18 protein-coding genes are annotated in these 24,780 nt (G+C 72.8%); 9 read left to right on the top strand and 9 right to left on the bottom strand.

Going from position 1 to position 24,780, the window contains the following annotated elements; translation table 11 throughout:
- Window positions 1-105 precede the first annotated feature (105 nt).
- From trpC to lgt, 6 genes are all read left to right on the top strand, one after another.
- Window positions 106-915: an indole-3-glycerol phosphate synthase TrpC gene (gene trpC / locus ABZ464_RS00675; protein WP_359268852.1), complete on the top strand. Its 810-nt coding sequence runs from the start codon at window positions 106-108 to the stop codon at window positions 913-915.
- Window positions 916-936: 21 nt separating this feature from the next.
- Window positions 937-1,170: a tryptophan synthase subunit(beta) gene (locus tag ABZ464_RS00670; protein ID WP_359268849.1), complete on the top strand. Its 234-nt coding sequence runs from the start codon at window positions 937-939 to the stop codon at window positions 1,168-1,170.
- 70 nt (window positions 1,171-1,240) lie between these two features.
- Entirely contained in the window at window positions 1,241-2,524 is a 1,284-nt protein-coding gene (gene trpB, locus ABZ464_RS00665) for a tryptophan synthase subunit beta (RefSeq protein ID WP_359268846.1), read from the top strand.
- Window positions 2,521-3,339, top strand: coding sequence for a tryptophan synthase subunit alpha (gene trpA / locus ABZ464_RS00660; RefSeq protein WP_359268843.1), 819 nt, complete (start codon window positions 2,521-2,523; stop codon window positions 3,337-3,339). Before trpB ends, trpA begins: the two co-directional genes overlap by 4 nt.
- 88 nt (window positions 3,340-3,427) lie before the next feature.
- Entirely contained in the window at window positions 3,428-4,204 is a 777-nt protein-coding gene (locus ABZ464_RS00655) for a thioredoxin domain-containing protein (protein ID WP_359268840.1), read from the top strand.
- An 82-nt stretch (window positions 4,205-4,286) separates the two neighbouring features.
- Window positions 4,287-5,282 (top strand): prolipoprotein diacylglyceryl transferase, encoded by a 996-nt coding sequence (gene lgt / locus ABZ464_RS00650; protein WP_359268837.1) that lies wholly within the window; start codon window positions 4,287-4,289, stop codon window positions 5,280-5,282.
- A 62-nt stretch (window positions 5,283-5,344) separates the two neighbouring features.
- On the opposite strand, the gene ABZ464_RS00645 is transcribed toward lgt, so the two are convergent.
- From ABZ464_RS00645 to ABZ464_RS00615, 7 genes are read right to left on the bottom strand one after another with little or no spacing between them, the layout of a single operon-like run.
- Window positions 5,345-6,181, bottom strand: a complete 837-nt coding sequence (locus ABZ464_RS00645) for a CoA ester lyase (RefSeq protein WP_359268834.1) — start codon at window positions 6,179-6,181, stop codon at window positions 5,345-5,347.
- Complete coding sequence (locus ABZ464_RS00640) at window positions 6,178-7,377, bottom strand: CoA transferase (protein ID WP_359268832.1); 1,200 nt, start codon at window positions 7,375-7,377, stop codon at window positions 6,178-6,180. Before ABZ464_RS00640 ends, ABZ464_RS00645 begins: the two co-directional genes overlap by 4 nt.
- Window positions 7,374-8,303: a ribokinase gene (locus tag ABZ464_RS00635; protein ID WP_359268830.1), complete on the bottom strand. Its 930-nt coding sequence runs from the start codon at window positions 8,301-8,303 to the stop codon at window positions 7,374-7,376. The genes ABZ464_RS00640 and ABZ464_RS00635 overlap by 4 nt, the downstream gene beginning before the upstream one ends.
- Window positions 8,300-9,721, bottom strand: coding sequence for an ADP-ribosylglycohydrolase family protein (locus ABZ464_RS00630; RefSeq protein ID WP_359268827.1), 1,422 nt, complete (start codon window positions 9,719-9,721; stop codon window positions 8,300-8,302). The genes ABZ464_RS00635 and ABZ464_RS00630 overlap by 4 nt, the downstream gene beginning before the upstream one ends.
- On the bottom strand, window positions 9,709-10,914 hold the full coding sequence (locus ABZ464_RS00625) for an ADP-ribosylglycohydrolase family protein (RefSeq protein ID WP_359268824.1): 1,206 nt from the start codon (window positions 10,912-10,914) through the stop codon (window positions 9,709-9,711). Before ABZ464_RS00625 ends, ABZ464_RS00630 begins: the two co-directional genes overlap by 13 nt.
- 8 nt (window positions 10,915-10,922) lie before the next feature.
- A complete protein-coding gene (locus ABZ464_RS00620) occupies window positions 10,923-12,455 on the bottom strand; it encodes an ADP-ribosylglycohydrolase family protein (RefSeq protein ID WP_359268822.1) in 1,533 nt (510 codons plus the stop codon).
- Window positions 12,452-13,498: an ADP-ribosylglycohydrolase family protein gene (locus ABZ464_RS00615; protein WP_359268818.1), complete on the bottom strand. Its 1,047-nt coding sequence runs from the start codon at window positions 13,496-13,498 to the stop codon at window positions 12,452-12,454. The genes ABZ464_RS00620 and ABZ464_RS00615 overlap by 4 nt, the downstream gene beginning before the upstream one ends.
- A 296-nt stretch (window positions 13,499-13,794) precedes the next feature.
- On the opposite strand from ABZ464_RS00615, the gene ABZ464_RS00610 reads away from it, so the two are divergent.
- The 3 genes from ABZ464_RS00610 (at window position 13,795) to ABZ464_RS00600 (ending at window position 20,949) form a co-directional block, all read left to right on the top strand.
- Window positions 13,795-14,526 carry a VIT1/CCC1 transporter family protein gene (locus ABZ464_RS00610; protein ID WP_359268816.1) on the top strand — a complete coding sequence of 244 codons (732 nt, stop codon included), beginning with the start codon at window positions 13,795-13,797 and terminating at the stop codon, window positions 14,524-14,526.
- A gap of 371 nt (window positions 14,527-14,897) precedes the next feature.
- Window positions 14,898-19,496, top strand: coding sequence for a glutamate synthase large subunit (gene gltB, locus ABZ464_RS00605; protein WP_359268813.1), 4,599 nt, complete (start codon window positions 14,898-14,900; stop codon window positions 19,494-19,496).
- Window positions 19,489-20,949: a glutamate synthase subunit beta gene (locus tag ABZ464_RS00600; RefSeq protein WP_359268810.1), complete on the top strand. Its 1,461-nt coding sequence runs from the start codon at window positions 19,489-19,491 to the stop codon at window positions 20,947-20,949. The genes gltB and ABZ464_RS00600 overlap by 8 nt, the downstream gene beginning before the upstream one ends.
- Before the next feature lie 144 nt (window positions 20,950-21,093).
- Here the strand turns inward: ABZ464_RS00600 and ABZ464_RS00595 are convergent, their stop codons facing one another.
- Together ABZ464_RS00595 and ABZ464_RS00590 are read right to left on the bottom strand one after the other, a co-directional pair.
- A complete protein-coding gene (locus ABZ464_RS00595; RefSeq protein ID WP_359268808.1) occupies window positions 21,094-22,062 on the bottom strand; it encodes an ABC transporter ATP-binding protein in 969 nt (322 codons plus the stop codon).
- Window positions 22,059-24,779 (bottom strand): ABC transporter permease, encoded by a 2,721-nt coding sequence (locus ABZ464_RS00590; RefSeq protein ID WP_359268805.1) that lies wholly within the window; start codon window positions 24,777-24,779, stop codon window positions 22,059-22,061. The genes ABZ464_RS00595 and ABZ464_RS00590 overlap by 4 nt, the downstream gene beginning before the upstream one ends.
- Window position 24,780 lies beyond the last annotated feature (1 nt).

Below are 24,780 nucleotides of genomic sequence, written 5' to 3'. Positions count from 1 at the left end.
CAGGTACTGGGACCGCGCTCCACCGGATGTGAGGCCGCACCCCTCCTGCGGATACCATCGCAGTGACCATCGTTTTCCACTGGTTGCCGAAAGGGGGCCGCTCGCGTGAGTGTGCTCGACGAGATCATCGACGGAGTCCGTGCCGACCTCGCGGAGCGGCAGGCGAGCGTCAGCCTCGACGAGCTCAAGGAGCGCGCGGCCAAGGCGCCCGCCGCCAAGGACGGCGCCGCCGCGCTCAAGGGCGAAGGCGTCAAGGTGATCTGCGAGGTCAAGCGCTCCAGCCCGTCCAAGGGCGCGCTGGCCGCCATCGCCGACCCGGCCGGCCTCGCCGCCGACTACGAGGCGGGCGGCGCCGCCGTCATCTCCGTCCTCACCGAACAGCGCCGCTTCGGCGGTTCGCTGGCCGACCTGGACGCCGTCCGCGCGCGGGTGGACATCCCGGTCCTGCGCAAGGACTTCATCGTCACCTCGTACCAGCTGTGGGAGGCCCGTGCGCACGGCGCCGACCTCGCGCTGCTGATCGTGGCCGCCCTCGACCAGTCGGCCCTCGAGTCGCTGATCGAGCGTGCCGTCTCCATCGGCCTCACCCCGCTCGTCGAGGTGCACGACGAGGAGGAGGTCGAGCGCGCCGTCGACGCGGGCGCCCGGATCATCGGCGTCAACGCGCGCAACCTGAAGACCCTCGAGGTCGACCGCACCACCTTCGAGCGGGTCGCCCCCGAGATCCCCGACCACATCGTCAAGGTCGCCGAGTCCGGCGTCCGCGGCCCGCACGACCTCATCGCGTACGCCAACGCGGGCGCCGACGCGGTCCTGGTCGGCGAGTCCCTGGTGACGGGCCGCGACCCGAAGACGGCGGTGGCCGACCTGGTCGCGGCGGGCGAGCACCCCGCACTGCGCCACGGCCGGGGCTGATCACCCGCTAGGCTTGCCCCGATGACTCTCACCGTGACGACCGTGGACCGGTACGCCCGCCTCGCGCGCGGCTGCCGCCCCAGGGGCTGCCGAGCCCCGGCGAGGCGCGTCCACGGCCGCCGGGTGCGGTACGTCATCGGAGACGAACCGGGACAGGTCAACGGACGTCGATGGCAGCGCGCCCTTCAGGGGCGCGGGGCTCTGTTCGATGTGCGGCTACCGCCGCGCGAGCGCGACCAGTCACCGACGGCCTGAGGCCGTCCGACAACCCCCGCCCCCACGGCGAATCGTGTTTCTCCACCAACACTCACCGTGAGGTTTCGGTATGCCCAGCGAGTTCTTCATTCCCGACCCCGAGGGTCAAGTCCCCACCGCCGAAGGCTACTTCGGCGCCTTCGGCGGCAAGTTCATCCCGGAGGCCCTCGTCGCCGCCGTGGACGAGGTCGCCGTCGAGTACGACAAGGCCAAGCACGACCCCGAGTTCGCCCGCGAGCTCGACGACCTGCTGGTCCACTACACCGGCCGCCCCAGCTCCCTCACCGAGGTCCCCCGTTTCGCCGAACACGCCGGCGGCGCGCGGATCTTCCTGAAGCGGGAAGACCTCAACCACACCGGCTCCCACAAGATCAACAACGTGCTCGGCCAGGCCCTGCTCACCAGGCGCATGGGCAAGACGAGGGTCATCGCCGAGACCGGCGCCGGCCAGCACGGCGTGGCCACGGCCACCGCCTGCGCCCTGTTCGGCCTCGAGTGCACGATCTACATGGGTGAGATCGACACCCAGCGCCAGGCCCTCAACGTGGCCCGCATGCGCATGCTCGGCGCCGAGGTCGTCGCCGTGAAGTCCGGCAGCCGCACCCTGAAGGACGCCATCAACGAGGCGTTCCGCGACTGGGTCGCCAACGTCGACCACACCCACTACCTCTTCGGCACGGTCGCCGGCCCGCACCCCTTCCCGGCGATGGTCCGCGACTTCCACCGCGTCATCGGCGTCGAGGCCCGCCGCCAGCTCCTCGAGCGCGCCGGACGCCTGCCCGACGCGGCGGTCGCCTGCGTCGGCGGCGGCTCCAACGCCATCGGCCTCTTCCACGCCTTCATCCCGGACGCCTCCGTCCGCCTGATCGGCTGTGAGCCGGCCGGCCACGGCGTGGAGACCGGCGAGCACGCCGCGACCCTCACCGCCGGCGAGCCCGGCATCCTGCACGGTTCGCGCTCCTACGTCCTCCAGGACGACGAGGGCCAGATCACCGAGCCGTACTCCATCTCGGCGGGCCTGGACTACCCGGGCATCGGCCCCGAGCACTCCTACCTCAAGGACAGCGGCCGCGGCGAGTACCGCGCGGTCACCGACGACGCCGCCATGCAGGCCCTGCGCCTGCTGTCGCGCACCGAGGGCATCATCCCGGCGATCGAGTCCGCGCACGCCCTCGCCGGCGCCCTGGAGGTCGGCAAGGAGCTGGGCAAGGACGGCCTGATCGTCGTCAACCTGTCCGGCCGTGGCGACAAGGACATGGACACGGCCGCCCGCTACTTCGGGCTGTACGACACCGACGCCGAGGTCGCCGCCAACGCCGCCGACACCGCCGAGATCGAGGGGGACGCCAAGTGAGCGGGACCATCCAACTGCTGTCGGACACCCTCGCCGCCGCCAGGGCCGAGGGCCGCTCCGCGCTCATCGCCTACCTCCCGGCCGGGTTCCCGACCGTGGACGGCGGGATCGAGGCGATCAAGGCCGTCTTCGACGGCGGCGCGGACATCGTCGAGGTCGGTCTGCCGCACAGCGACCCCGTCCTCGACGGTCCGGTCATCCAGACCGCCGACGACATCGCCCTGCGCGGCGGCGTCAAGATCGCGGACGTCATGCGCACGGTCAAGGAGGCCCACGAGGCCACCGGGAAGCCGGTGCTCGTCATGACGTACTGGAACCCCATCGACCGCTACGGCGTCGAGCGGTTCACCGCCGAGCTGGCCGAGGCGGGCGGCGCGGGCTGCATCCTGCCCGACCTGCCGGTGCAGGAGGCGCGGCTGTGGAGGGAGCACGCCGAGAAGCACGGCCTCGCGACGGTCTTCGTCGTGGCGCCCAGCAGCAAGGACGAGCGGCTCGCGCAGATCACCGCGGCGGGCAGCGGCTTCGTCTACGCCGCCTCGCTGATGGGCGTCACCGGCACCCGTGAGTCGGTCGGCGCACAGGCCCACGACCTCGTCGAACGTACCCGGGCCACCGGCTCGGGACTGCCGGTCTGCGTCGGCCTCGGCGTCTCCAACGCCCAGCAGGCCGCCGAGGTCGCCGGCTTCGCCGACGGCGTGATCGTCGGCTCGGCCTTCGTCAAGCGGATGCTGGACGCCCCGGACGACGCGGCCGGCGTCGAGGCCGTCCGGGCGCTCGCCGGTGAGCTGGCGAAGGGCGTGCGCGGACAGGTGTAGCAGAGCGGGACATTTCGCTCGGTTCACCCGTACGGGTGGACCTGGGACCGGGGAGGCTCATTGGGCCTCCCCGGTTCGTTCTGGGGGTGTGAGCGAGAAGAATCGAGAGGGAAAGCGCACCGCCCGGGAGCGACTGGCGGTGGAGCGCGAGAAGCAGAAGGCCGCCGAGCGGCGGCGGCGCACACTGATCGTCGGCGCGAGCGTCGTCTGTGTGCTGGGCCTGGCCGCGGTGATCGGCATCGTCGCCGCGAACTCCGGCAAGGACGAGGACAGCGCCAAGTCCGGCCCGGTCGTGGCGCCCTCGGGGGCCGTGGGCAAGGACTCCCTGGCGATCCCGGTCGGCAAGGACGACGTCAAGGCCACGCTCACCGTGTGGGAGGACTTCCGCTGCCCGGCCTGCAAGGCCTTCGAGACGGCGTACAGACCGACGATCCACGAGCTGACGGACGCCGGGAAGCTGAGGGTCGAGTACCACCTGGCCACCCTCATCGACGGCAACATGGGCGGCAGCGGCTCCCGCAACGCGGCCAACGCGGCGGCCTGCGCCCAGGGCGCCGGAAAGTTCACCGCCTACCACGACGTGCTGTACGAGAACCAGCCGGAGGAGACGGACGACGCCTTCAGCAAGAACGGCAAGCTGATCGAGCTGGCGGGCAAGGTCGACGGACTCGACACGCCGGCGTTCCGCGCCTGTGTCGAGAAGGGCACGCACAACAGCTGGGTCGTGAAGTCCAACCAGGCCTTCCAGAGTGGCGGCTTCGGCGGCACGCCGACCGTCCTGTTCAACGGCAAGAACATCTACCAGGACCAGACGATGACACCGGCGAAGTTCAAGCAGATGGTGGAGGAGGCCAACCAGGGGTGAGTGTTTCTCACCGGCCCGTTATGGAGCCGTAGCCGGGGTGCCTGCCGTGGGCCCGGTGCGGCAGGGTAGCGTCGGACCTGCCATGGAACTTGCCTACATTCCCAGCCCGTCACGCGGGGTGCTGTACCTCGGCCCCATTCCGCTGCGCGGCTACGCGTTCTGCATCATCATCGGCGTCTTCGTCGCGGTCTGGCTCGGCAACAGGCGCTGGCTCGCCCGGGGCGGGCGGGTCGGCACGGTGGCCGACATCGCGGTCTGGGCGGTGCCCTTCGGACTGGTCGGCGGCCGGCTCTACCACGTGATCACGGACTACGAGCTCTACTTCACCGAGGGCCGTGACTGGGTGGACGCCTTCAAGGTGTGGGAGGGCGGCCTCGGCATCTGGGGCGCGATCTCCCTCGGCGCGGTCGGCGCCTGGATCGGCTGCCGCCGCCGGGGCATCCCGCTGCCCGCCTACGCCGACGCCATCGCCCCCGGCATCGCCCTCGCGCAGGCCATCGGCCGCTGGGGCAACTGGTTCAACCAGGAGCTGTACGGCAAGCCGACCGACCTGCCCTGGGCCCTGCACATCACGTCCTCCGCGGACGGCCGGGTGCCGGGCTACTACCACCCGACGTTCCTGTACGAGTCGCTGTGGTGCATCGGCGTCGCCCTCCTGGTCATCTGGGCGGACCGCCGCTTCAAGCTGGGGCACGGCCGGGCGTTCGCGCTGTACGTGGCCGCGTACTGCGCGGGGCGCGGCTGGATCGAGTACATGCGTATCGACGACGCCCACCACATCCTGGGCATCCGGCTCAACGTCTGGACCGCGATCATCGTGGGCCTGCTCGCGGTGACGTACATCGTGGTGTCGGCGAAGAAGCGCCCGGGCCGGGAAGAGGTGGTCGAGCCTCTCGCCTCCGGCGACGAGGCGGCTGCCGACGGCGAGGGCGCGTCCGAGAGCAAGACCGAGGAGAAGGCTGCCGAGGCTGCCGACAAGGCCGAGGACAAGACTGAGGCCGAGGACAAGACTGAGGCTGAAGACGAGGCCGAGGTCGAGGAGAAGGACGAGGCCGAGTCGGCCGGTAAGAAGAGCTGACGGCAGGTTCTACGACGTCGAGGGCGCCCGGGTTTCCCGGGCGCCCTCCGTCGTGGAAGAAGTCAGCCGCTGCGTGTCGCGAGGGACAGGGTGCGTTGGGCCGCTGCCACCACCGCCGCGTCGATGAAGCGGCCGTCGGGGAGGGCCTGGGCGCCCTGTTCCGTCACCGCTGCCTTGACGATCGTCTCGGCCTCGTCCAGTTCCTGCTCGGTGGGCAGGTAGGCGCGCTCGATGATGGGGAGCTGGCGGGGGTGGATCGCGGCGCGGCCCAGGAAGCCGAGGGCGCGGCCGTGGGCGCAGGAGGCCGCGAGGCCGTTGAGGTCCCGGGTGTCGGGGTGGACGGACTGCGGCGGCGGGGGGAGTCCCGCGGCACGGGCGGCGACGACCAGCCGGGAGCGGCACCAGTCCAGGCCCACGTCGTCGCGGATGCCGAGGTCGGCGCGGAGGTCGGCCTCGCCGAGGGCGATGCCCCGCAGGGCCGGGTGCGCGCAGGCGATCGCGTAGGCGTGTTCGACGCCGAGGGCGCTCTCCAGCAGGGCGTGAAGCGGGGGTGCGCCGCCGTCGGCGGGGGCGGTGGTCTCGGCGATCCGGGCGATCTGGTGCGGGGCCGTCACCTTGGGCAGCCGCAGTCCCGTGACGCCCGGCAGCGCGGCCACCGCCCGGAGGTCGGCGGAGGCCAGCGGGCCGTCGAGGGCGTTCACCCGGACGTGCACCGCAACGGGCTGGGGTTCGGCGAGGCGTTCGGCGGTGGCCTTGCGGGCGTAGGCCTTGCGGTCGGGGGCGACCGCGTCCTCCAGGTCGATGATCACGACGTCGGCGCCGGAGGCGAGGGCCTTGGTGACGGTGTGCGGGCGGTCCCCGGGGGCGTACAGCCAGGTCAGCGGGAAGGGCGCGGTCACAGGGCGCCCTCCTCGCGCAGGGCGGACAGCTCGGCGGGGGTCAGGCCCAGCTCGGTGAGGACCTCGTCGGTGTCGGCGCCGTGCGGGCGGCCGGCCCAGCGGATCGCGCCGGGGGTCGCGGAGAGCCGGAAGAGGACGTTCTGCATCCGGATACGGCCCAGCTCCGGGTCGTCGACGGCGGTGACCGTGCCGAGGGCCTGGTACTGGGGATCGTCCATCACGTCCCGTACGTCCTGGATCGGGGCGACGGCCGCCTCCGCCTTCTCGAAGGCGGCGAGGACCTCGGCGCGGGAGCGGGCCGCGATCCAGCCGCCGACGGCCCGGTCGAGGAGGTCGGCGTGCGCGGCCCGGCCGACGCCCGTCGCGAACCACGGCTCGTCGATCAGCTCGGGGCGGCCGACCAGGCGCAGCACGCGTTCCGCGATCGACTGGGCCGAGGTGGAGACGGCGACCCAGGTGCCGTCGGCCGTGCGGTAGGTGTTGCGCGGGGCGTTGTTGGCGGAGCGGTTGCCGGTGCGCTTCTGGACGTATCCGAGTTGGTCGTACCAGAGGGGCTGCGGACCGAGGACCGCGAGCATCGGCTCGATGATCGCCATGTCCACGACCTGGCCCCGGCCCGTGCGCTCCCGGGCGGCGAGGGCGGTCATGACGGCGTAGGCGGTGGCGAGGGCGGTGATGGAGTCGGCGAGGCCGAAGGGCGGGAGCGTCGGCGGCGCGTCCGGTTCCCCGGTGATCGCGGCGAAGCCGCTCATCGCCTCGGCGAGGGTGCCGAAGCCGGGGCGATGCGCGTACGGCCCGAACTGGCCGAAGGCGGTGACCCGGGTGAGGACCAGCCGGGGGTTGGCGGCGGACAGCTCCTCCCAGCCGAGGTCCCACTTCTCCAGGGTGCCCGGGCGGAAGTTCTCGATGATCACGTCGGCGCCCGCGGCGAGCCGCAGGAGGGTGGCGCGGCCCCCGGGGGTGGAGAGGTTCAGGGTGATCGTGCGCTTGTTGCGGCCGAGGAGTTTCCACCACAGGCCGATGCCGTCCTTGGCGGGTCCGTGGCCGCGGGACGGGTCGGGTTTCGTGGGGTGCTCGACCTTGACGACCTCCGCGCCGAAGTCGCCGAGCAGGGTGGCGGCGAGCGGGCCGGCGAAGAGCGTGGCGAGGTCGAGGACGCGCAGGCCGTGCAGCGGGGTGGTGGTGGTCGCGGTCATGAGGCGTACTGCTTCTCGATCTCGGAGCGGTACGGCATCGAGGCGGAGGCACCCGGCCGCTGGACCGACAGCGCGGCCGCCGCGGCCGCCCAGGCCAGGGCCTCCCGCACGGGGCGTTCCTCGCCGAGGTCCCCCACTCTCGGCTTCGCTCGAGCGGGGGCGCCCCCATCCGCGAGGGCTCCGACGAAGGTGTCGCCCGCGCCGGTGGAGTCGACGGCGGTGACCTGCGGGGCGGGCACGGTGAGCGGGTCGGCGCCACGGGCCGCGTGCAGGCTGCCGGCCGCGCCGAGCGTGATGACGACCTCCGGGACGAGGTCCAGCAGCGCGGCGGCGGCCTCGCGGGGGTCCGTGCGGCCGGTGAGCGCGGTCGCCTCGTGCTCGTTGGGGATCAGCAGGTCGACGGCGGCGAGGAGCTCGGGCGGCAGCGGCTGGGCGGGGGCCGGGGTGAGGATCGTACGGACCCCGTGGGCGCGGGCCGCGCGGGCGCCCGCGACGACCGCGGGCAGCGGGATCTCCAGTTGGAGCAGGAGCGCGTCGGCGGAGGCGATCAGGCCCTCGTCGCCGGGGGCGAGATGGTCGACGGTGCCGTTCGCGCCGGGGACGACGACGATCGCGTTGCCGCCCTCGTCGTCCACGACGATGTGCGCGGTGCCGGAGGGGAACTCGACCGTGCGCAGATGGTCGGTGTTGACGCCGGAGTGCTCCAGGGTGGAGCGCAGGCGGGCGCCGAAGGAGTCGTTGCCGACCGCGCCGATCATGGAGACGGTGCCTCCGGCGTGGGCGGCTGCGATCGCCTGGTTGGCGCCCTTGCCGCCGGGGATCGTACGGAACTCCCGTCCCGTCACGGTCTCCCCGCGTTGCGGGGCCTTCTCGACGTAGGCGACGAGGTCCATGTTCGTGCTGCCGAGCACGACGATGTCGGTCATGGGCGGGATGCCTCCCGGTGGGTGAGGGACCAGGTGAGGTGGGCGAGGTCGTCGAAGCCGATGCCGTCGAAGCCGGTGACGGAGGTGGCGAGGCGGTTCTTCAGGGGGGCCGTCCAGCGGGCGGGGAGGGCGGTGGGGTCGCCGGTGAGGAGGCCGGCGATGCTGCCCGCCGTCGCGCCGTTGGAGTCGGTGTCCCAACCGCCGGACACCGCACGGCAGATGGAGCCGGTGAAGTCGCCGTCGGCGTGGGTGAGGGCGGCGGCGATCAGGGCGGCGTTGGGGATCGCGTGGACCCAGTGCAGGTCCTTGTGGGTGGTGTGGAGTTCGTCCACGACCGTGTCGAAGTCGGGGTGCGTCTGGGCTAGTTGGATCGCGTGGGTGACGGCCTTCGTGAGGCGGGAGCGGGGCGGGATCACCGTGAGGCCGGCGCGGAGGCAGGCGTGGACGTCGTGGGCTCCGGTGGCGGCCGTCGCGATGGTGGCCGCCGTGAACATCGCCGCGTAGACGCCGTTGGCGGTGTGGGTGAGGGTGGCGTCGCGGTGGGCCTGCTCCGCGGCCGCTTCCGGTGCGCCGGGGTTGGTCCAGCCGTGGACGTCGGCGCGGATGAGGGCGCCGATCCATTCGCGGAAGGGGTTGCGGTGGCGGGCGGTGTGCGGGGGTTCGATACCGGAGAGGAGGTTGCGGAAGGCGACGCGCTCGGCGGTGAAGGTACGGCCGGGGGGCAGTTCGTCGAGCCAGAGTTTCGCCACGTCGGTGGGGGTGAAGCGGGGGCCGTGGCGTTGGAGCAGGAGGAGGTTGAGGAGCGGGTAGTTGAGGTCGTCGTCCTCGGGCATGCCGTCGATGTTCTCGGCGAGGGAGGTGGTTGCCGAGCGGCGGTTCCAGGGGTGGTCGGTGAGGAGGGTCTGGGGGACTCCTTGGGCGGTGAAGTAGGTGGTGAGGGGCCAGTTGCCTGCTGCTCTGGCCAGTTGACGGATGGCGTCCAGGGGGAGTTTTTCCACTGGTTTGCCCAGGAGGCAGCCTGTTGCTCTGCCGAGCCAGGCGGCTTCCAGGGCGGCTTGGGTGGGGGCTGGGCGGGGGTGGGTCGCGCGGCCCGGCGTTGGCGGGGTGCCGCCCGCGCCCACCCTGCCCGCGGCTGGGCGAGACCCGCCGCAGCTCAAAAGGATTTCATGCCAGTCCGTCGGCTCGTCCTCCCCGAATCTGCTGGGGAGGTCCGCCAGTTCGTCCAGCAGGTCTTCTGCCAGTTGCCGGAGGTAGCGGGAGGCTCTGTGGGGGGATGAGCCAGCTCTGTCCGGGGCTTCCGGGCCCCCCGCTGCTTTCCAGCGGGCTGCGATGGCCCAGGGCTCGCGGCCGTCCTCCGTTGCCTGGCGGAGTTCGTGGCCCAGGAGGTCCTCCGGTTGGACCCAGGTCAGGCGGAGCATTCCCGGCCTCCGAGCAGGGTGGTGAACGCCGTCTCGTGGGAGCGGCGGGCCCGGACGTCCTTCGCGAAGATCTCGCGGGCGACCCGGGCCAGCGTGCGGGGTGGTTCCCAGAGGTCCAGGCGGCTGGCCTCCGCGACCTGCTTCGACCAGTCCTCGGGGACGGGGGAGCCCAGGGCGCCCGCGAGCGCGCCCGCCATCGTGGCGATCGAGTCGCAGTCCCGGCCGTAGTTGACCGCGCCGAGGACCGCGTGGCGATAGTCGCCGCTCGACACCAGCAACATGCCCAGGGCGACGGGGAGTTCCTCGATCGCGTGCAGACGGGAGGGGCGGCGGGCGGCCAGGGAGGGCTGTCGGTAGTCGGGGCCCACCGTGTCGTACGGGGCCACCGCCTCCCGCAGCGGGAGCAGCGCCGACTCGAAGTCCCGGTGACGGGACGCCTCTTCGCAGACCTTCTCGATCGCGCTGCGCGTGCCGTCCTTCGCCAGGGACAGGCAGGTGGCGACGATCGAGTCGGGGGTCGCGTCCGGGGCGCAGGCCGCCGCCACGGCCGCCGCGAAGACGCCCGCCGCCTCACGGCCGTACGAGGACGAGTGGGCGCCCGCGATGTCCAGGGCCTCGGCGTACGCGCCCGCCGGGTGGGCGGCGTTGACCAGGCCGACCGGGGCCATGTACATCGCCGCGCCGCAGTTGACGATGTTGCCGGCGCCGGCCTCGCGGGGGTCCGCGTGGCCGTAGTGGAGCCTGGTCACCAGCCACTTCTCCGCCAGGAAGAGCCGCTGCAGGGGGAGCGCCTCGGTCTCCAGTTCCGGGATCCAGCGGGGGGTCGTCATCAGGTCCGGGACCAGGTGGTCCGTGATGGCGTACGCGTCCAGGTGGTCGCGGACCCGGTCGTACACCCTGATCAGCGCGTGGGTCATCAAGGTGTCGTCGGTGACGTGTCCGTCGCCCTTGTGGTACGGCGCGATCGGGCGGGCGGTGCGCCAGGCGTCGCCGTTCCAGGGGCCGACGACACCGTGGACGCGGCCGCCGTGGCGTTCCACGATCTGGTCGGGGGAGTAGCCCTCGACGGGGCCGCCCAGGGCGTCGCCGACCGCCGCGCCCACGAGGGCTCCGGTGATCCGGTCTTCCAGAGTGCTGTCGGATCCCTTCGTGCTGTCCGGACCTTTGGTGCTTTCTGAATCTTTGGGCGTCATGCCCCGAATCATCCTCCTGGTGGCGCCGGTTGTGTGGCTTCCAGGAGTTCGGCGAGTTCCACCAGGTCGGTGCCGGTGAGGCGGGGGAGCGCGCAGCCGGAGAGGACGCGGCAGGCGTCGCGCCAGGAGGCGGGGATCGCGTCCTTGCCGCCGAGCGCGCCGGCCAGCGCGCCCGCGAGCGCGGGGGCCGAGTCGGCGACCCGGGACAGGCAGGCCGCCGCCGGTACGGCTTCGTGGATACGGCCCTTGGCGGCGCTGACCAGGGCCAGGGCCACCGGGACCGTCTCGGCGGCGGCGATGCCGTAGCTGTAGACGTGGTCGACGATCTGGTGTTCCAGGAGGGGGATGACGGCGAAGGCGCCGTCCGCGTCGTGGGCGAGTTTCAGCGCGTGGCGGGCGTTGCGGCCGATCTCGGTGTGCTCGGGGAGTTCGGCGAGGGCCGCGGTGGTGCAGGCCTCGGGGGGTGCGCCGGTCAGGGCGAGGGAGACGGCCGCCGCCATCGCGCGGGCGCCGTGCACTCCGTCGCCGTCCTGGGTGTAGCGGGCGTCGAACTCGGCCAGTTCGGCGGCGAGTCGGGGGTCGCCGGGGTGGGCGACCGCGAGGACGCAGGCGCGGACGCAGGCGGCGTCGTCGAAGTAGTGCGGGTTGTCGTGGCCGGTGGCGGGGGGCCGTAGGCCGGTGGCGAGGTTGCCGAGGCCGGCGCGGACGGAGATACGGGCGCGCAGGGGGAGGACGGCGGACTCGATCTCGGGGGCGCGGTCGGCTGCGGCGGCGACCTCGCAGGCGAGGGCGTTCCAGGTGAGGTCGATGGCGGCGCGCATACGGCGTTCTCGGCTGAGGTCGCCGAGGGCGGTGTCGTCGCCGGCCCTGAGGACCGCCTCCGCCGCGAAGGCCGCCCATTCGGCGTCGTCGGAGGGGCCGAGGCGGAGGGGTTCGGGGGGTTGGTTGAGGGCGATGGGGACGGGGAGGGTGGTCGTGGCGTTGTGTTCGGCGAAGGTGTCCAGTTCTCGGGTGAGGCGGCGGGTCCAGTCGGGCATGCGGGAGGCGCGGTGGCGGGCGGCAGGCCAGCCGGCGGCGTCGCCTGCGGCGAGGCCGAGGAGGAGGCCGTGGATGCGGGCCTCGGCTTCGCCGTCGGCCCGCCGTTTCCCACCCGCACCACCCGTGCGGGTTTCGTCGTCAGGTGCGGGTGGCCCCGGCGGGGCGCCCCCACCGTCGGCGCCTGCGGGTTCGCTCGGCTTCGCCGCTCGCCCTTCGTCCTCCCGCGCCGTCCGAGCCGCTCGCCCTTCGTCCTCCCGCGCCGTTCCAGGTGGTGTCCCTTCGTCCTCCCTCGCCGTTCGAGCCGCTCGCCCCTCGTCCCCCTTCACCGTTTCAGCCGGTGTCCCTTCGTCCTCCCTCGCCGTTCCAGCCGGTGTCCCTTCGTCCTCCCTCGCCGTTCGAGGCGGTGCCCCTTCGTCCTCTCTCACCGTTCCAGCCGGTGCCCCCTCGTCCCCCGGTGTCGTTCCGGTTGGGGTGGCCTCGTCCCATGGGGCGGGTGGGTTCATGCGCCTACCTCCGTTTCGGTGGTGTGGTGGATGCGGTGGAGGAGGTCGGTGATCGATTCCGGGGGTACCAGGCCCTCTCCCCATTTGGCGCCGTCGTCGGGGACCAGGAGGTCCGCCACGTCGAGGATGTGGTGGCCGGCCATGGCGGGGAGGCAGGTGCCGCGGGCGGGGCCGATCGCCGCTGCCCAGGTGGTGGGGACGGCCGAGGCGCCCTGGGTGGCGCCGGCGAGGGCGCCGGCCACCGCTGCCGTGGTGTCGGCGTCGCGGCCCATGTTGACGGCCGTGAGCACCGCCTGCGGGAAGTCGCCGTCCGCCGCCGCGTACGCGCCGAAGGCGAGGGCGACGGCCTCGGGGGCGAGGTCGGTCCAGGGGTAGCCGCCGATGACGACGGCGGAGCGGACCGCGCGTTCGCCCCGGTGCGCGACGGCCACCGCGCGCCGCAGGGAACGGGCCGTCCAGGAGTCCTCGGGGACGACGGCGAGGGCGGCGGCGACCACGGCGGTCGTCGGCGCGCCCGCCATCGCCGCCGCCACGCCGGCCGCGACCGCCTGGCCGCCGTAGATGCCCTCGCCGTCGTGGCTCACCGCGCCGTCGATGGCGACCAGTCGGGCCGCCTCGGCCGGGCGGCCCGCCGCGAAGACGCCGAAGGGGGCCGCGCGCATGGCCAGTCCGTCGCTCCAGGCGTGCCGGTGCTGGGCGGAGATCGGGGCGGCCAGGCCCCGGCGGAGGTTCTCCAGCGTGCCGCGCTCGCTGAAGCCGGCGCCCTGGAAGGGGCCCTCGTCGCGGTCGGCGATCCACTCGTGCCAGGCGGCCTCGACATGGGCCTGGGTGAGGGCCGAGCCGTGCCGGGCGAGGAGCAGGCCCGAGAAGATCGTGTACTCGGTGTCGTCCGTGCCGGCCGGCCGGTCGGTGACATAGCCCGTGATACGGCCCCAACGGGCGCGGATCTCGGACGGTTTCATGTTCTCGGCCGGTGCCCCGAGGGCGTCTCCGACGGCGAGGCCGAGCAGGGCGCCGCGGGCTCGTTCACGGATGGTTGGCATACAGGGCCTCTCCTCCGCAGGCTCCGCACGGGCGCGGAACCGTTTGCGGATGTGTCCCACCATCGGCGGTTGACCCGAGCCTGGAATCCCCTCATATCACCCGGTCGACATTTGTGCAGACTCCCGATCGAATGAGCGCGCGAGTGCAAAAGCGCAGGTTAGCCGAGCCTTTCCTTGCTGGCGAGGGGGAAGAAAGAGACGTACTTTGGCGTTGTCGGAAATTAGAATCTGTCCAAAGTTAGCTTTGGCTCACCTATCTTCGCTCGCCCTGTCGCTCACCTTTCCTGGGGGATTCCATGGCCATCATCGACATCGAGGCGCCGCTCCACGAGGCGCACCGTGACAACCACACGCACCGTGATGTGAACGGCGGCTGGCTGCGCCCCGCCGTGTTCGGTGCGATGGACGGCCTGGTCTCCAACCTCGCCCTGATGACCGGTGTCGCCGGCGGGGCCGTCGGTCAGCAGACCGTCGTGCTGACCGGGCTGGCCGGGCTCGCCGCCGGCGCCTTCTCCATGGCCGCCGGCGAGTACACCTCCGTCGCCTCCCAGCGCGAACTCGTCGAGGCCGAGCTGGATGTCGAGCGCGTACAGCTGAGAAAGCACCCGAAGGACGAGGAGGCCGAGCTCGCCGCGCTGTACGAGGCGCGGGGCGTCGACGCCGATCTCGCCCGGCGGGTCGCCGCGCAGCTCTCCCGTGATCCCGAGCAGGCGCTGGAGATCCACGCCCGGGAGGAGCTGGGCATCGACCCCACCGACCTGCCCTCGCCGCTGGTCGCCGCCGTATCCAGCTTCGGCTCGTTCGCGCTCGGCGCGCTGCTGCCCGTACTGCCGTATCTGCTCGGGGCGAGCACGCTGTGGCCGGCCGTGCTGCTGGCGCTGTTCGGGCTGTTCGCGTGCGGGGCCGTGGTGGCCCGGGTGACCGCGCGGACCTGGTGGTACAGCGGGCTGCGGCAGCTCGCCCTCGGTGGCGCCGCGGCCGGTGTGACGTACGCCCTGGGCAGTTTGTTCGGTACGGCCGTAGGATAGTACGACTGCTACTTATGCGATGGGCCGCATAAGTAGCCGTTACCGACTGGTTTCGAGTGTTTGACCAGTGGGCATGAGCCGTAAGCGCTGTGGGCAATGACGCCTGCGGCGCACTCGCGGGGTGAACGGCGACGCTCTTCCCGCCCTCGGGTCGGCGGACATGGATCTGTCCCGTTCGATCCCCACACACTTTCAGCCATGCGCGCGGTACCCCCGCCGCACGCCCGTGGCGTCCGCATGTTGGAACGGAGTATCCGGTTCCCGAGAACCGCTCCATCATGTAACCTGCACGAAATTTTGCGCACACGCAGAGGGCCAACGTCGTCCCTCGGCACGCAGATATGCCACTTGAGACGACGACGGGAGAGCCGATGCGTACGCCGCGCCAGCCGTCCCAGCATTCCGCGAATGGCCAGAACTGGTCCTTCATGGATGCTCGCCCTGCTGCGCAGGGTATGTACGACCCCCGCAACGAGCGCGACGCCTGTGGCGTCGGCTTCGTGGCCACCCTCACGGGCGAGGCGAGCCACACGCTGGTCGAGCAGGCGCTGACCGTTCTGCGCAACCTCGAGCACCGCGGCGCCACCGGCTCCGAGCCGGACTCCGGCGACGGCGCGGGCATCCTCACCCAGGTCCCCGACGCGTTCCTGCGCGAGGTGGCCGGGTTCGAGCTGCCCGAGGCCGGCTCCTACGCCGTCGGCATCGCCTTCCTGCCCGAGGAGGGCACCCAGGAGATCGTCTCGCAGATCGAGACGATCGCCGGCGAAGAGGACCTGACCGTCCTCGGCTGGCGCGAGGTCCCCGTCGCCCCCGAGCTGCTCGGCGCCACCGCCCGCTCCACCATGCCGGCCTTCCGGCAGATCTTCGTGACGGACGGCGGCAGCCAGGGCATCGCCCTCGACCGCAAGGCGTTCGTGCTGCGCAAGCGCGCCGAGCGCGAGGCCGGCGTGTACTTCCCGTCGCTCTCCGCCCGCACGATCGTCTACAAGGGCATGCTGACCACCGGCCAGCTCGAGCCCTTCTTCCCGGACCTGTCCGACCGCCGCTTCGCCTCGGCCGTGTCGCTCGTCCACTCGCGCTTCTCCACGAACACCTTCCCGTCGTGGCCGCTCGCGCACCCGTACCGCTTCGTCGCGCACAACGGTGAGATCAACACCGTCAAGGGCAACCGCAACTGGATGCGCGCCCGTGAGTCGCAGCTCGTCTCCGACCTGTTCGGTTCGCAGGAGAACGCCATCGAGCGGATCTTCCCCGTCTGTACGCCGGACGCCTCCGACTCGGCGTCCTTCGACGAGGTGCTCGAGCTGCTCCACCTCGGTGGCCGCTCGCTGCCGCACTCCGTGCTGATGATGATCCCGGAGGCGTGGGAGAACCACGACTCCATGGACCCGGCCCGGCGCGCCTTCTACCAGTTCCACTCCACGATGATGGAGCCCTGGGACGGCCCGGCCTGCGTCACCTTCACCGACGGCACCCAGGTCGGCGCGGTCCTCGACCGCAACGGTCTGCGCCCCGGCCGCTACTGGGTCACCGACGAGGGCCTCGTCGTCCTCGGCTCCGAGGTCGGCGTCCTCGACATCGACCCCGCCAAGGTCGTCCGCAAGGGCCGTCTGCAGCCCGGCAAGATGTTCCTCGTCGACACCGCCGAGCACCGCATCATCGAGGACGACGAGATCAAGGCGCAGCTCGCCGCCGAGGCCCCGTACGCCGAGTGGCTCGAGGCCGGCGAGATCGAGCTGGGCGACCTGCCCGAGCGTGAGCACATCGTGCACACCCACGCCTCGGTCACCCGCCGCCAGCAGACCTTCGGCTACACCGAGGAGGAGCTGCGCGTCCTCCTCGCGCCGATGGCCAAGGCCGGCGCCGAGCCGATCGGCTCCATGGGCACCGACTCGCCGATCGCCGCGCTGTCCTCCCGCCCGCGCCTGCTCTTCGACTACTTCACCCAGCTGTTCGCGCAGGTCACCAACCCGCCGCTGGACGCGATCCGCGAGGAGCTGGTCACCTCCCTGCGCTCGTCGCTGGGCCCCGAGGGCAACCTGCTGGAGCCGACGGCCGCCTCCTGCCGTACGGTCACCCTGCCCTTCCCGGTGATCGACAACGACGAGCTGGCCAAGCTCATCCACATCAACGCCGACGGCGACATGCCCGGCTTCAAGGCCGCGACGCTCTCCGGCCTGTACCGGGTGCACGGCGGCGGTGACGCCCTCGCCGCCCGCATCGACGAGATCTGCGCCGAGGCCGACGCCGCCATCGACAACGGCGCCCGGCTGATCGTCCTGTCGGACCGCCACTCGGACGCCGAGCACGCGCCGATCCCGTCGCTGCTGCTCACCGCGGCCGTCCACCACCACCTCATCCGCACCAAGCAGCGCACCGAGGTGGGCCTGCTGGTCGAGGCCGGTGACGTCCGCGAGGTCCACCACGTCGCCCTGCTGATCGGTTTCGGCGCCGCCGCCGTCAACCCGTACCTGGCGATGGAGTCCGTCGAGGACCTGGTCCGCGCCGGCACCTTCCTGTCGGACATCGAGTCCGAGAAGGCCATCCGCAACCTGATCTACGCCCTCGGCAAGGGCGTCCTGAAGGTCATGTCCAAGATGGGCATCTCCACCGTCGCCTCCTACCGCGGCGCCCAGGTCTTCGAGGCCGTCGGTCTCGACGACGCCTTCGTGGAGAAGTACTTCAACGGCACCGCCACCAAGATCGGCGGCGTCGGCATCGACGTCGTCGCCCAGGAGGTCGCCGCCCGCCACGCCAAGGCCTACCCGGCCTCCGGCATCGCTCCCGCGCACCGCGCGCTGGAGATCGGCGGCGAGTACCAGTGGCGCCGCGAGGGCGAGCCGCACCTGTTCGACCCGGAGACGGTCTTCCGCCTCCAGCACTCGACGCGCTCGGGCAGCTACGACATCTTCAAGAAGTACACGGACCGGGTGAACGAGCAGTCCGAGCGCCTGATGACGCTCCGCGGCCTGTTCGGCTTCTCCTCCGGCCGCCCGTCGATCCCCGTCGACGAGGTCGAGCCGGTCTCCGAGATCGTCAAGCGCTTCTCCACCGGCGCCATGTCGTACGGCTCCATCTCGCTGGAGGCGCACGAGACCCTCGCGATCGCCATGAACCAGCTGGGCGCCAAGTCCAACACCGGTGAGGGCGGCGAGGACCCGGAGCGCCTGTACGACCCGGCGCGCCGCTCCGCGATCAAGCAGGTCGCCTCCGGCCGCTTCGGCGTGACGAGCGAGTACCTGGTCAACGCGGACGACATCCAGATCAAGATGGCCCAGGGCGCCAAGCCCGGCGAGGGCGGCCAGCTGCCCGGCCACAAGGTCTACCCGTGGGTCGCCAAGACCCGGCACTCCACCCCGGGTGTCGGTCTGATCTCCCCGCCGCCGCACCACGACATCTACTCCATCGAGGACCTGGCCCAGCTGATCCACGACCTGAAGAACGCGAACCCGCAGGCGCGGATTCACGTGAAGCTGGTCTCCGAGGTCGGCGTCGGCACGGTCGCGGCGGGTGTGTCCAAGGCGCACGCGGACGTCGTGCTGATTTCCGGCCACGACGGCGGCACCGGTGCCTCCCCGTTGACCTCGCTCAAGCACGCGGGCGGCCCCTGGGAGCTCGGTCTCGCCGAGACCCAGCAGACCCTGCTGCTCAACGGCCTGCGCGACCGGATCGTCGTCCAGACCGACGGTCAGCTCAAGACCGGCCGTGACGTCGTCATCGCCGCGCTGCTCGGCGCCGAGGAGTTCGGTTTCGCGACCGCGCCGCTCGTCGTCTCCGGCTGCGTCATGATGCGCGTCTGCCACCTGGACACCTGCCCGGTCGGCATCGCCACCCAGAACCCGGTCCTGCGCGACCGCTTCTCCGGCAAGGCCGAGTACGTGGTGAACTTCTTCAAGTTCATCGCCGAGGAGGTCCGCGAGCTCCTCGCCGAGCTGGGCTTCCGCTCCATCGAGGAGGCCGTCGGCCACGCCGAGGTCCTCGACGTGCAGCGCGCCGTTAACCACTGGAAGGCGCAGGGCCTCGACCTCGCCCCGCTGTTCTACGTGCCCGAGCTGCCCGAGGGCGCGGTGCTCCACCACGCCGTCGCCCAGGACCACGGTCTGGAGAAGGCGCTCGACAACGAGCTGATCAAGCTCGCCGCCGACGCGCTCGCCGCCTCCGACGCCACCGAGGCCCAGCCGGTGCGCGCCCAGGTCAAGGTCCGCAACATCAACCGCACGGTCGGCACCATGCTCGGCCACGAGGTGACGAAGAAGTTCGGTGGCGCGGGCCTGCCCGAAGACACCATCGACATCACCTTCACCGGCAGCGCGGGCCAGTCCTTCGGCGCCTTCCTGCCGCGCGGTGTCACGCTGCGCCTGGAGGGCGACGCCAACGACTACGTCGGCAAGGGCCTCTCCGGCGGCCGGGTGATCGTCCGTCCCGACCGGGGCGCCGACCACCTCGCCGAGTACTCCACCATCGCGGGCAACACCATCGCCTACGGCGCGACCGGCGGCGAGCTGTTCCTGCGCGGCCGCACCGGTGAGCGGTTCTGCGTCCGCAACTCCGGCGCGCTGGTCGTCTCCGAGGGCGTGGGCGACCACGGCTGCGAGTACATGACCGGCGGTCGCGCGGTGGTCCTCGGCGAGACGGGCCGCAACTTCGCGGCCGGCATGTCCGGCGGTGTCGCCTACGTGATCGACCTCGCCCGCGACAACGTCAACGTCGGCAACCTGGACGCCGTGGAGGCGCTGGACGACGCGGACAAGCAGTGGCTGCACGACGTGGTGCGCCGCCACGCCGAGGAGACCGGTTCCACGGTCGCCGAGAAGCTCCTCGTGGACTGGGACGCGTCCGTGGCGCGCTTCAGCAAGATCATCCCCAGCACGTACAAGGCAGTGCTCGCCGCCAAGGACGCCGCCGAGCAGGCGGGACTCTCCGAGTCCGAGATCACCGAGAAGATGATGGAGGCGGCGACCAATGGCTGACCCGAAGGGCTTCCTGAACCACGGCCGTGAGGTCGCCAAGTCCCGTCCCGTCGACGTGCGCCTCAAGGACTGGAACGAGGTCTACGTCCCCGGCTCGCTGCTGCCGATCATCAGCAAGCAGGCCAGCCGGTGCATGGACTGCGGCATCCCGTTCTGCCACAACGGCTGTCCGCTCGGGAACCTCATCCCCGAGTGGAACGACTACGCCTACCGCGAGGACTGGTCGGCCGCGTCGGAGCGTCTGCACGCCACGAACAACTTCCCGGAGTTCACCGGCCGCCTCTGCCCGGCGCCCTGCGAGTCGGCGTGCGTGCTCGGCATCAACCAGCCGGCCGTGACCATCAAGAACGTCGAGGTCTCGATCATCGACAAGGCGTGGGACGCGGGCACCGTCGCCCCGCAGGCCCCCGAGCGCCTGTCGGGCAAGACCGTCGCCGTCATCGGCTCGGGCCCGGCGGGTCTCGCCGCCGCCCAGCAGCTGACCCGGGCCGGCCACACCGTCGCCGTCTACGAGCGCGCGGACCGCATCGGAGGCCTCCTCCGCTACGGCATCCCCGAGTTCAAGATGGAGAAGCGGCACATCAACCGCCGTATCGAGCAGATGCGCGCGGAGGGCACCCGCTTCCGCACCGGCATCGAGATCGGCCGCGACCTCAAGGCGACCGACCTGAAGAAGCGGTACGACGCCGTCGTCATCGCCGCCGGCGCCACGACCGCCCGTGACCTCCCGGTCCCCGGCCGTGAGCTCAAGGGCGTCCACCAGGCGATGGAGTACCTGCCGCTGGCCAACAAGGTCCAGGAGGGCGACTACGTCACCTCCCCGATCACGGCCGAGGGCAAGCACGTCGTCGTCATCGGCGGCGGCGACACCGGCGCCGACTGCGTGGGCACCGCCCACCGCCAGGGCGCGGCCTCCGTCACCCAGCTGGAGATCATGCCCCGGCCGGGCGAGGACCGGGCGACGCACCAGCCGTGGCCGACCTTCCCGATGCTCTACAAGGTCACCTCCGCGCACGAGGAGGGTGGCGAGCGGGTCTACTCCGTCTCCACCACCCACTTCGAGGGCGACGAGGACGGCAACGTCCAGTGGCTGCACCTCACCGAGGTGGAGTTCATCGAGGGCAGGCTGACCCCGAAGCCGGGCACCGAGCGCAAGATCCCCGCCCAGCTGGTCACCCTCGCCATGGGCTTCACCGGCACCGACCGCGAGAACGGTCTGGTCGAGCAGTTCGGCCTGGAGCTCGACGAGCGCGGCAACGTCGCCCGCGACGCCGACTTCCAGACCAACGTGCCGGGCGTCTTCGTCGCCGGTGACGCGGGCCGCGGTCAGTCGCTCATCGTCTGGGCGATCGCCGAGGGCCGCTCGGCCGCCCGCGGCTGCGACCGTTTCCTGACCGGCGCCAGCGACCTGCCGGCCCCGATCCGCCCGACGGACCGCTCGCTGATGGTCTGACGGTCACCCCACCGGCCCCGGTGCGACACCGGGGCCCCGCACACGTGACGTACAACGGCGTACGGAACACAGGACGGCGCCTGCCTCACTGTCCCCGACCGGACGAACTGGCAGGCGCCGCCGCATGTCTTCTCAGCCGTCCCCTCAGCGGTTCCCGTCCGGCCACACCTGGATGTGGTCCTCCTCCAGCTCCAGCAGCACCCGGTCCGCCAGGTCCAGCGCGGCCGTGTACTCGGCGGGCAGCTGAAGCCGCCCGGCCCGGTCGAGCATCGCGTACTCCCGCGCCACCAGGGACTCCCGGCCCTCCTCGTCGACCTCGGTGCGCCGCAGCACCTCCGCCGAGGTGCGGCCGTCACGGATCGCGACCGTGCGCCGGACCTCGCCGGCCACCGCCTGGTCGTGGGTGACCACGACGATCGTCGTGCCCAGCTCCTCGTTGGCCCGCCGGAACGCGGCGAACACCTGCTGCCCGGTCGCCGAGTCCAGCTCACCGGTGGGCTCGTCGGCGAGCAGCACCGAGGGCGCGTTGGCGAGGGCCACGGCGATCGCGACCCGCTGCTGCTGGCCCCCGGACAGCTGCCGCGGATACCGCTCGGCGCAGTCGGCGACCCCGAGCAGCGCCAGCAGCTCCGCCGCCCGCCCGGCCCGCTTCCCGCGCCGCACCCCCGCCAGCTGCATCGGCAGCGTCACGTTCTGGGCGGCCGTCAGATACGGCAGCAGATTGCGCGCCGTCTGCTGCCACACGAAGCCCACCACCTCACGCCGGTACCGCAGCCGCGCCTTCGCGTCCATCGCCAGCAGATCGCGGCCCGCCACCCGCGCCGCGCCCGCGGTGGGGACGTCCAGGCCCGCGAGGATGTTCATCAGCGTCGACTTGCCGCTGCCGGACGCGCCGACCAGCGCCATCAGCTCGCCCTCCCGGACCAGCAGATCGAGCCCCTGGAGCGCCTGCACCTCCACCGCGTCCCCGCTGCCGCGCCCGCCCCCGTGCCCCGCGAAGATCCGCACCAGCCGGTCGCAGGCGATCAGCGCGTCGTGCCCGTACGCGGGCCGGTCGCGCCGGTCGGCCGCCCGCCGCTCCAGCTCCGCCAGCGACTCCGTGGTCCCGCTCATCGCATGTCTCCCGCCCTGAGATGGGTGATCGGTGTCCGGCGCCCCGCCCACCAGGCCTGCCCGACGGCCACCGCGCCCGCCAGCAGCACCGCGCCCGCGGCGGGCAGCACCAGCGACCACAGGTCGGTCCGCAGGGCCGCGCCATGCACGGTGGAGCCGGCCGGCAGGGCCAGCCGGTCGAGGTCGACGCCCGGCGCGAGCAGCCGGACGGTGGCCCAGCCGACGGCCACACCCCCGCCGGCCGCGATCAGCGCCTGCGGCAGCGCCTCCAGACCGAGCAGCCGCCGGCCCCGGCGGGTCGTCAGCCCCAGCGTGCGCAGCCGGGCCAGCAGTGCGGCCCGCTCCGGCGCGGCCCGCAGCAGCGAGAGCACCAGGGCGAGTACGGCGTACCCGGCGCCCGCGACGACCGCCCAGCCGTAGATCCGCCCGGCCCCCTCCTGCAGTGGTGTGTCGGACAGCGCCGCGCGTTCCTCGGCGCGCAGCGTCATCGTGAGGTCCGCCCCGCGCACGGCCGCCCGCAGCGCCCGCGCGTCGAGCCCGGCACCGGCCGCCAGCAGGGTCGTAGGACCGCCGGAACCCTTCAGCCCCGCCGCGTCGACCAGCAGGAACTCGCCGTCGGGCACGGCGGGCGTACGGTCGCGCACCGCCGTGATCCGCACCGTGACGACTCCGCCCGGCGTCACGATCCGGCGCGCCGCCCGCCCCAGCCGCTCGGCGACCCCGGGCGAGGCGACGGCGTCCAGCACCCCGCCCGCCGACGTCAGCCGCCCGTCCGGGAAACCGCCGAGCCCGACCCGCCGGGCCAGCCCCGCGTACGCGTCCGGCTCGACCCCGACCACGGTCAGCGGATGCGTCTCGTCGGACGCGCTCGTCGAGGCCCGCTCGATCCGTACGCCCGCCACCTCCCGTACCCCCGCCACGCCCCGCACCGCGCGCACCAGGCCCGTGGAGAGCGGGGTGCCGTCGGCCGTGGCGATCCGCGCGTCGGCGCCCGTCGTCAGCAGCGCGGCCCGGTCCCGGGCGTCCGCGACCCCCGTCAGCACAGACCCCCCGAACGCCGCCGTCGTCAAAGCCGTCAGCAGGGCGAGCAGCGGCAGCGCCGCGACCCCGGCCGAGGAGCGGCCCGCCCGGGCCAGCGCCAGGAACCCCACCACCCCCCGCAGCCGCGCGGCCGGCCCGGCGGCCCAACGCAGCGGCAGCGGATACAGCCGTACGAGGATCAGCGCCGCGACCAGCCCGACCAGCACCGGCGCCGCGCTCACCAGCAGATCGCCCGACGCGCCCGTGCCCCGGCGGCGCAGCGCCGCCACCGAGCCCACGGCCAGCACCAGCAGGGTCAGTTCGGCGACGGTGCGGCGTGCGCCGGGCCGGGCGTGGGCGAGGTCGTCCCGCTCCTGATGCGCCTGCGGCCTGCGGTGGGCGACGACCGCGCGCACCGGCAGCGCCGCACAGGCGAGCACCGCCACGACGCCCGCGCCGAGCACCGCGGGCAGCAGCCGCGCCCCGTCCACCGCGACCACGGCGAGCAGCAGTCCGCCGGCCGCCGAGGGCACCGCCACCACGGCCGTCTCGCCCAGCAGCCGCCCCGCGATACCGCGCAGGGAGCCGCCCCGGGCCCGCAGCAGGGCCAGCTCCCGCTCACGGCGGGCGGCCGCCAGACCGGCGCTCATGACCAGGACGACGACGGCGACCGCGGCGATCCCGACGGCGCCGACGGCCACCACGGGCGCGATCGCGTCACGGACCGCGGTGCCGGCCCCGACGACCTGCTCCAGCCCGGTGGAGAGCGCGGCCGTCGGACCGGCCGCCGCGCGCAGCCGCAGCAGCCCGGGCCCGCCTTCGAGGGAGGCGACCGCGTCGACGAGCGGGGTGGCGTCCCGCCCGGTGAGCCCCGCGGTGGCGGGCGCGATCCGCCAGTACTTCTCCGGCTCGCCCCGGCCGCCCAGCAGCGCCGGCGCCGCCTCGGGCGGCAGCAGCAGGGCCGCCTCCCAGTAGAACTGGGGCGGAGTCTCCTTGATGTAGGCCAGGGCGGGGGTGCGCAGGGTCGGCTCCACCGCCCAGTAACTCCCCTGCGGATGCCGGGGCGCGAGGATCCCGGTGATCCGGACAGTCAGCGGTGCGTCGGTGAACCCGTCGAGGGTGACGGTGGAGCCGGTCCGCAGCCTCAGCGTCCGGGCGGTCTCGGTGGTCACGGCGCCTTCCAGCACCCGCGTGTCCGTCGTCACCGGCTCCTCGGCGGCGGGCAGCCGGCCCTCCCGTACGGTGGCGTGCCCGGCGATCCCCGACTGCGTCAGCAGGGTGAACCGGGGCGGCAGTCCGTCGGGCCGGGGGAGGGACGCCTCCTGCGCCTCCAGGCTCTTCGCGGTCCGCACGCCGTAGGCGGACTCGGCCGGGTCCGCCCGCAGCGGTCCGGGCAGCGCGGCCGAGGCCTTGGCGTCGACGGCCGCGAGCGCCCCGGGCCGTACGGCCTCCTCGCGGGCCTCGCGCGGTAGTTCGAGCCCCGGCTGCGGGGCCTTCAGCTCCAGCACCGTGGACGGCGGGGGAGCGTCGGCGACGGCCTCGCGCAGCCCCCGCGTCCCGTACGACTCGACGGCCCGGGGCAGCAGGGCCGCGAGGAACGCGGTGAGCAGCACCAGCGCACCGAAGGCGACGGCTGCCACCGGCGCGGTGCGCAGCCGAGTCCGCACCCAGGGCGCGCCGTGCGGGTCCGGGCGCATC

Origin of the sequence: Streptomyces sp. NPDC005820, assembly GCF_040630255.1 — a bacterium.
GTDB lineage: Bacteria > Actinomycetota > Actinomycetes > Streptomycetales > Streptomycetaceae > Streptomyces.
Note: the sequence above shows the minus strand (reverse complement) of the source record. Positions and strands in the feature narration are given on the sequence as shown.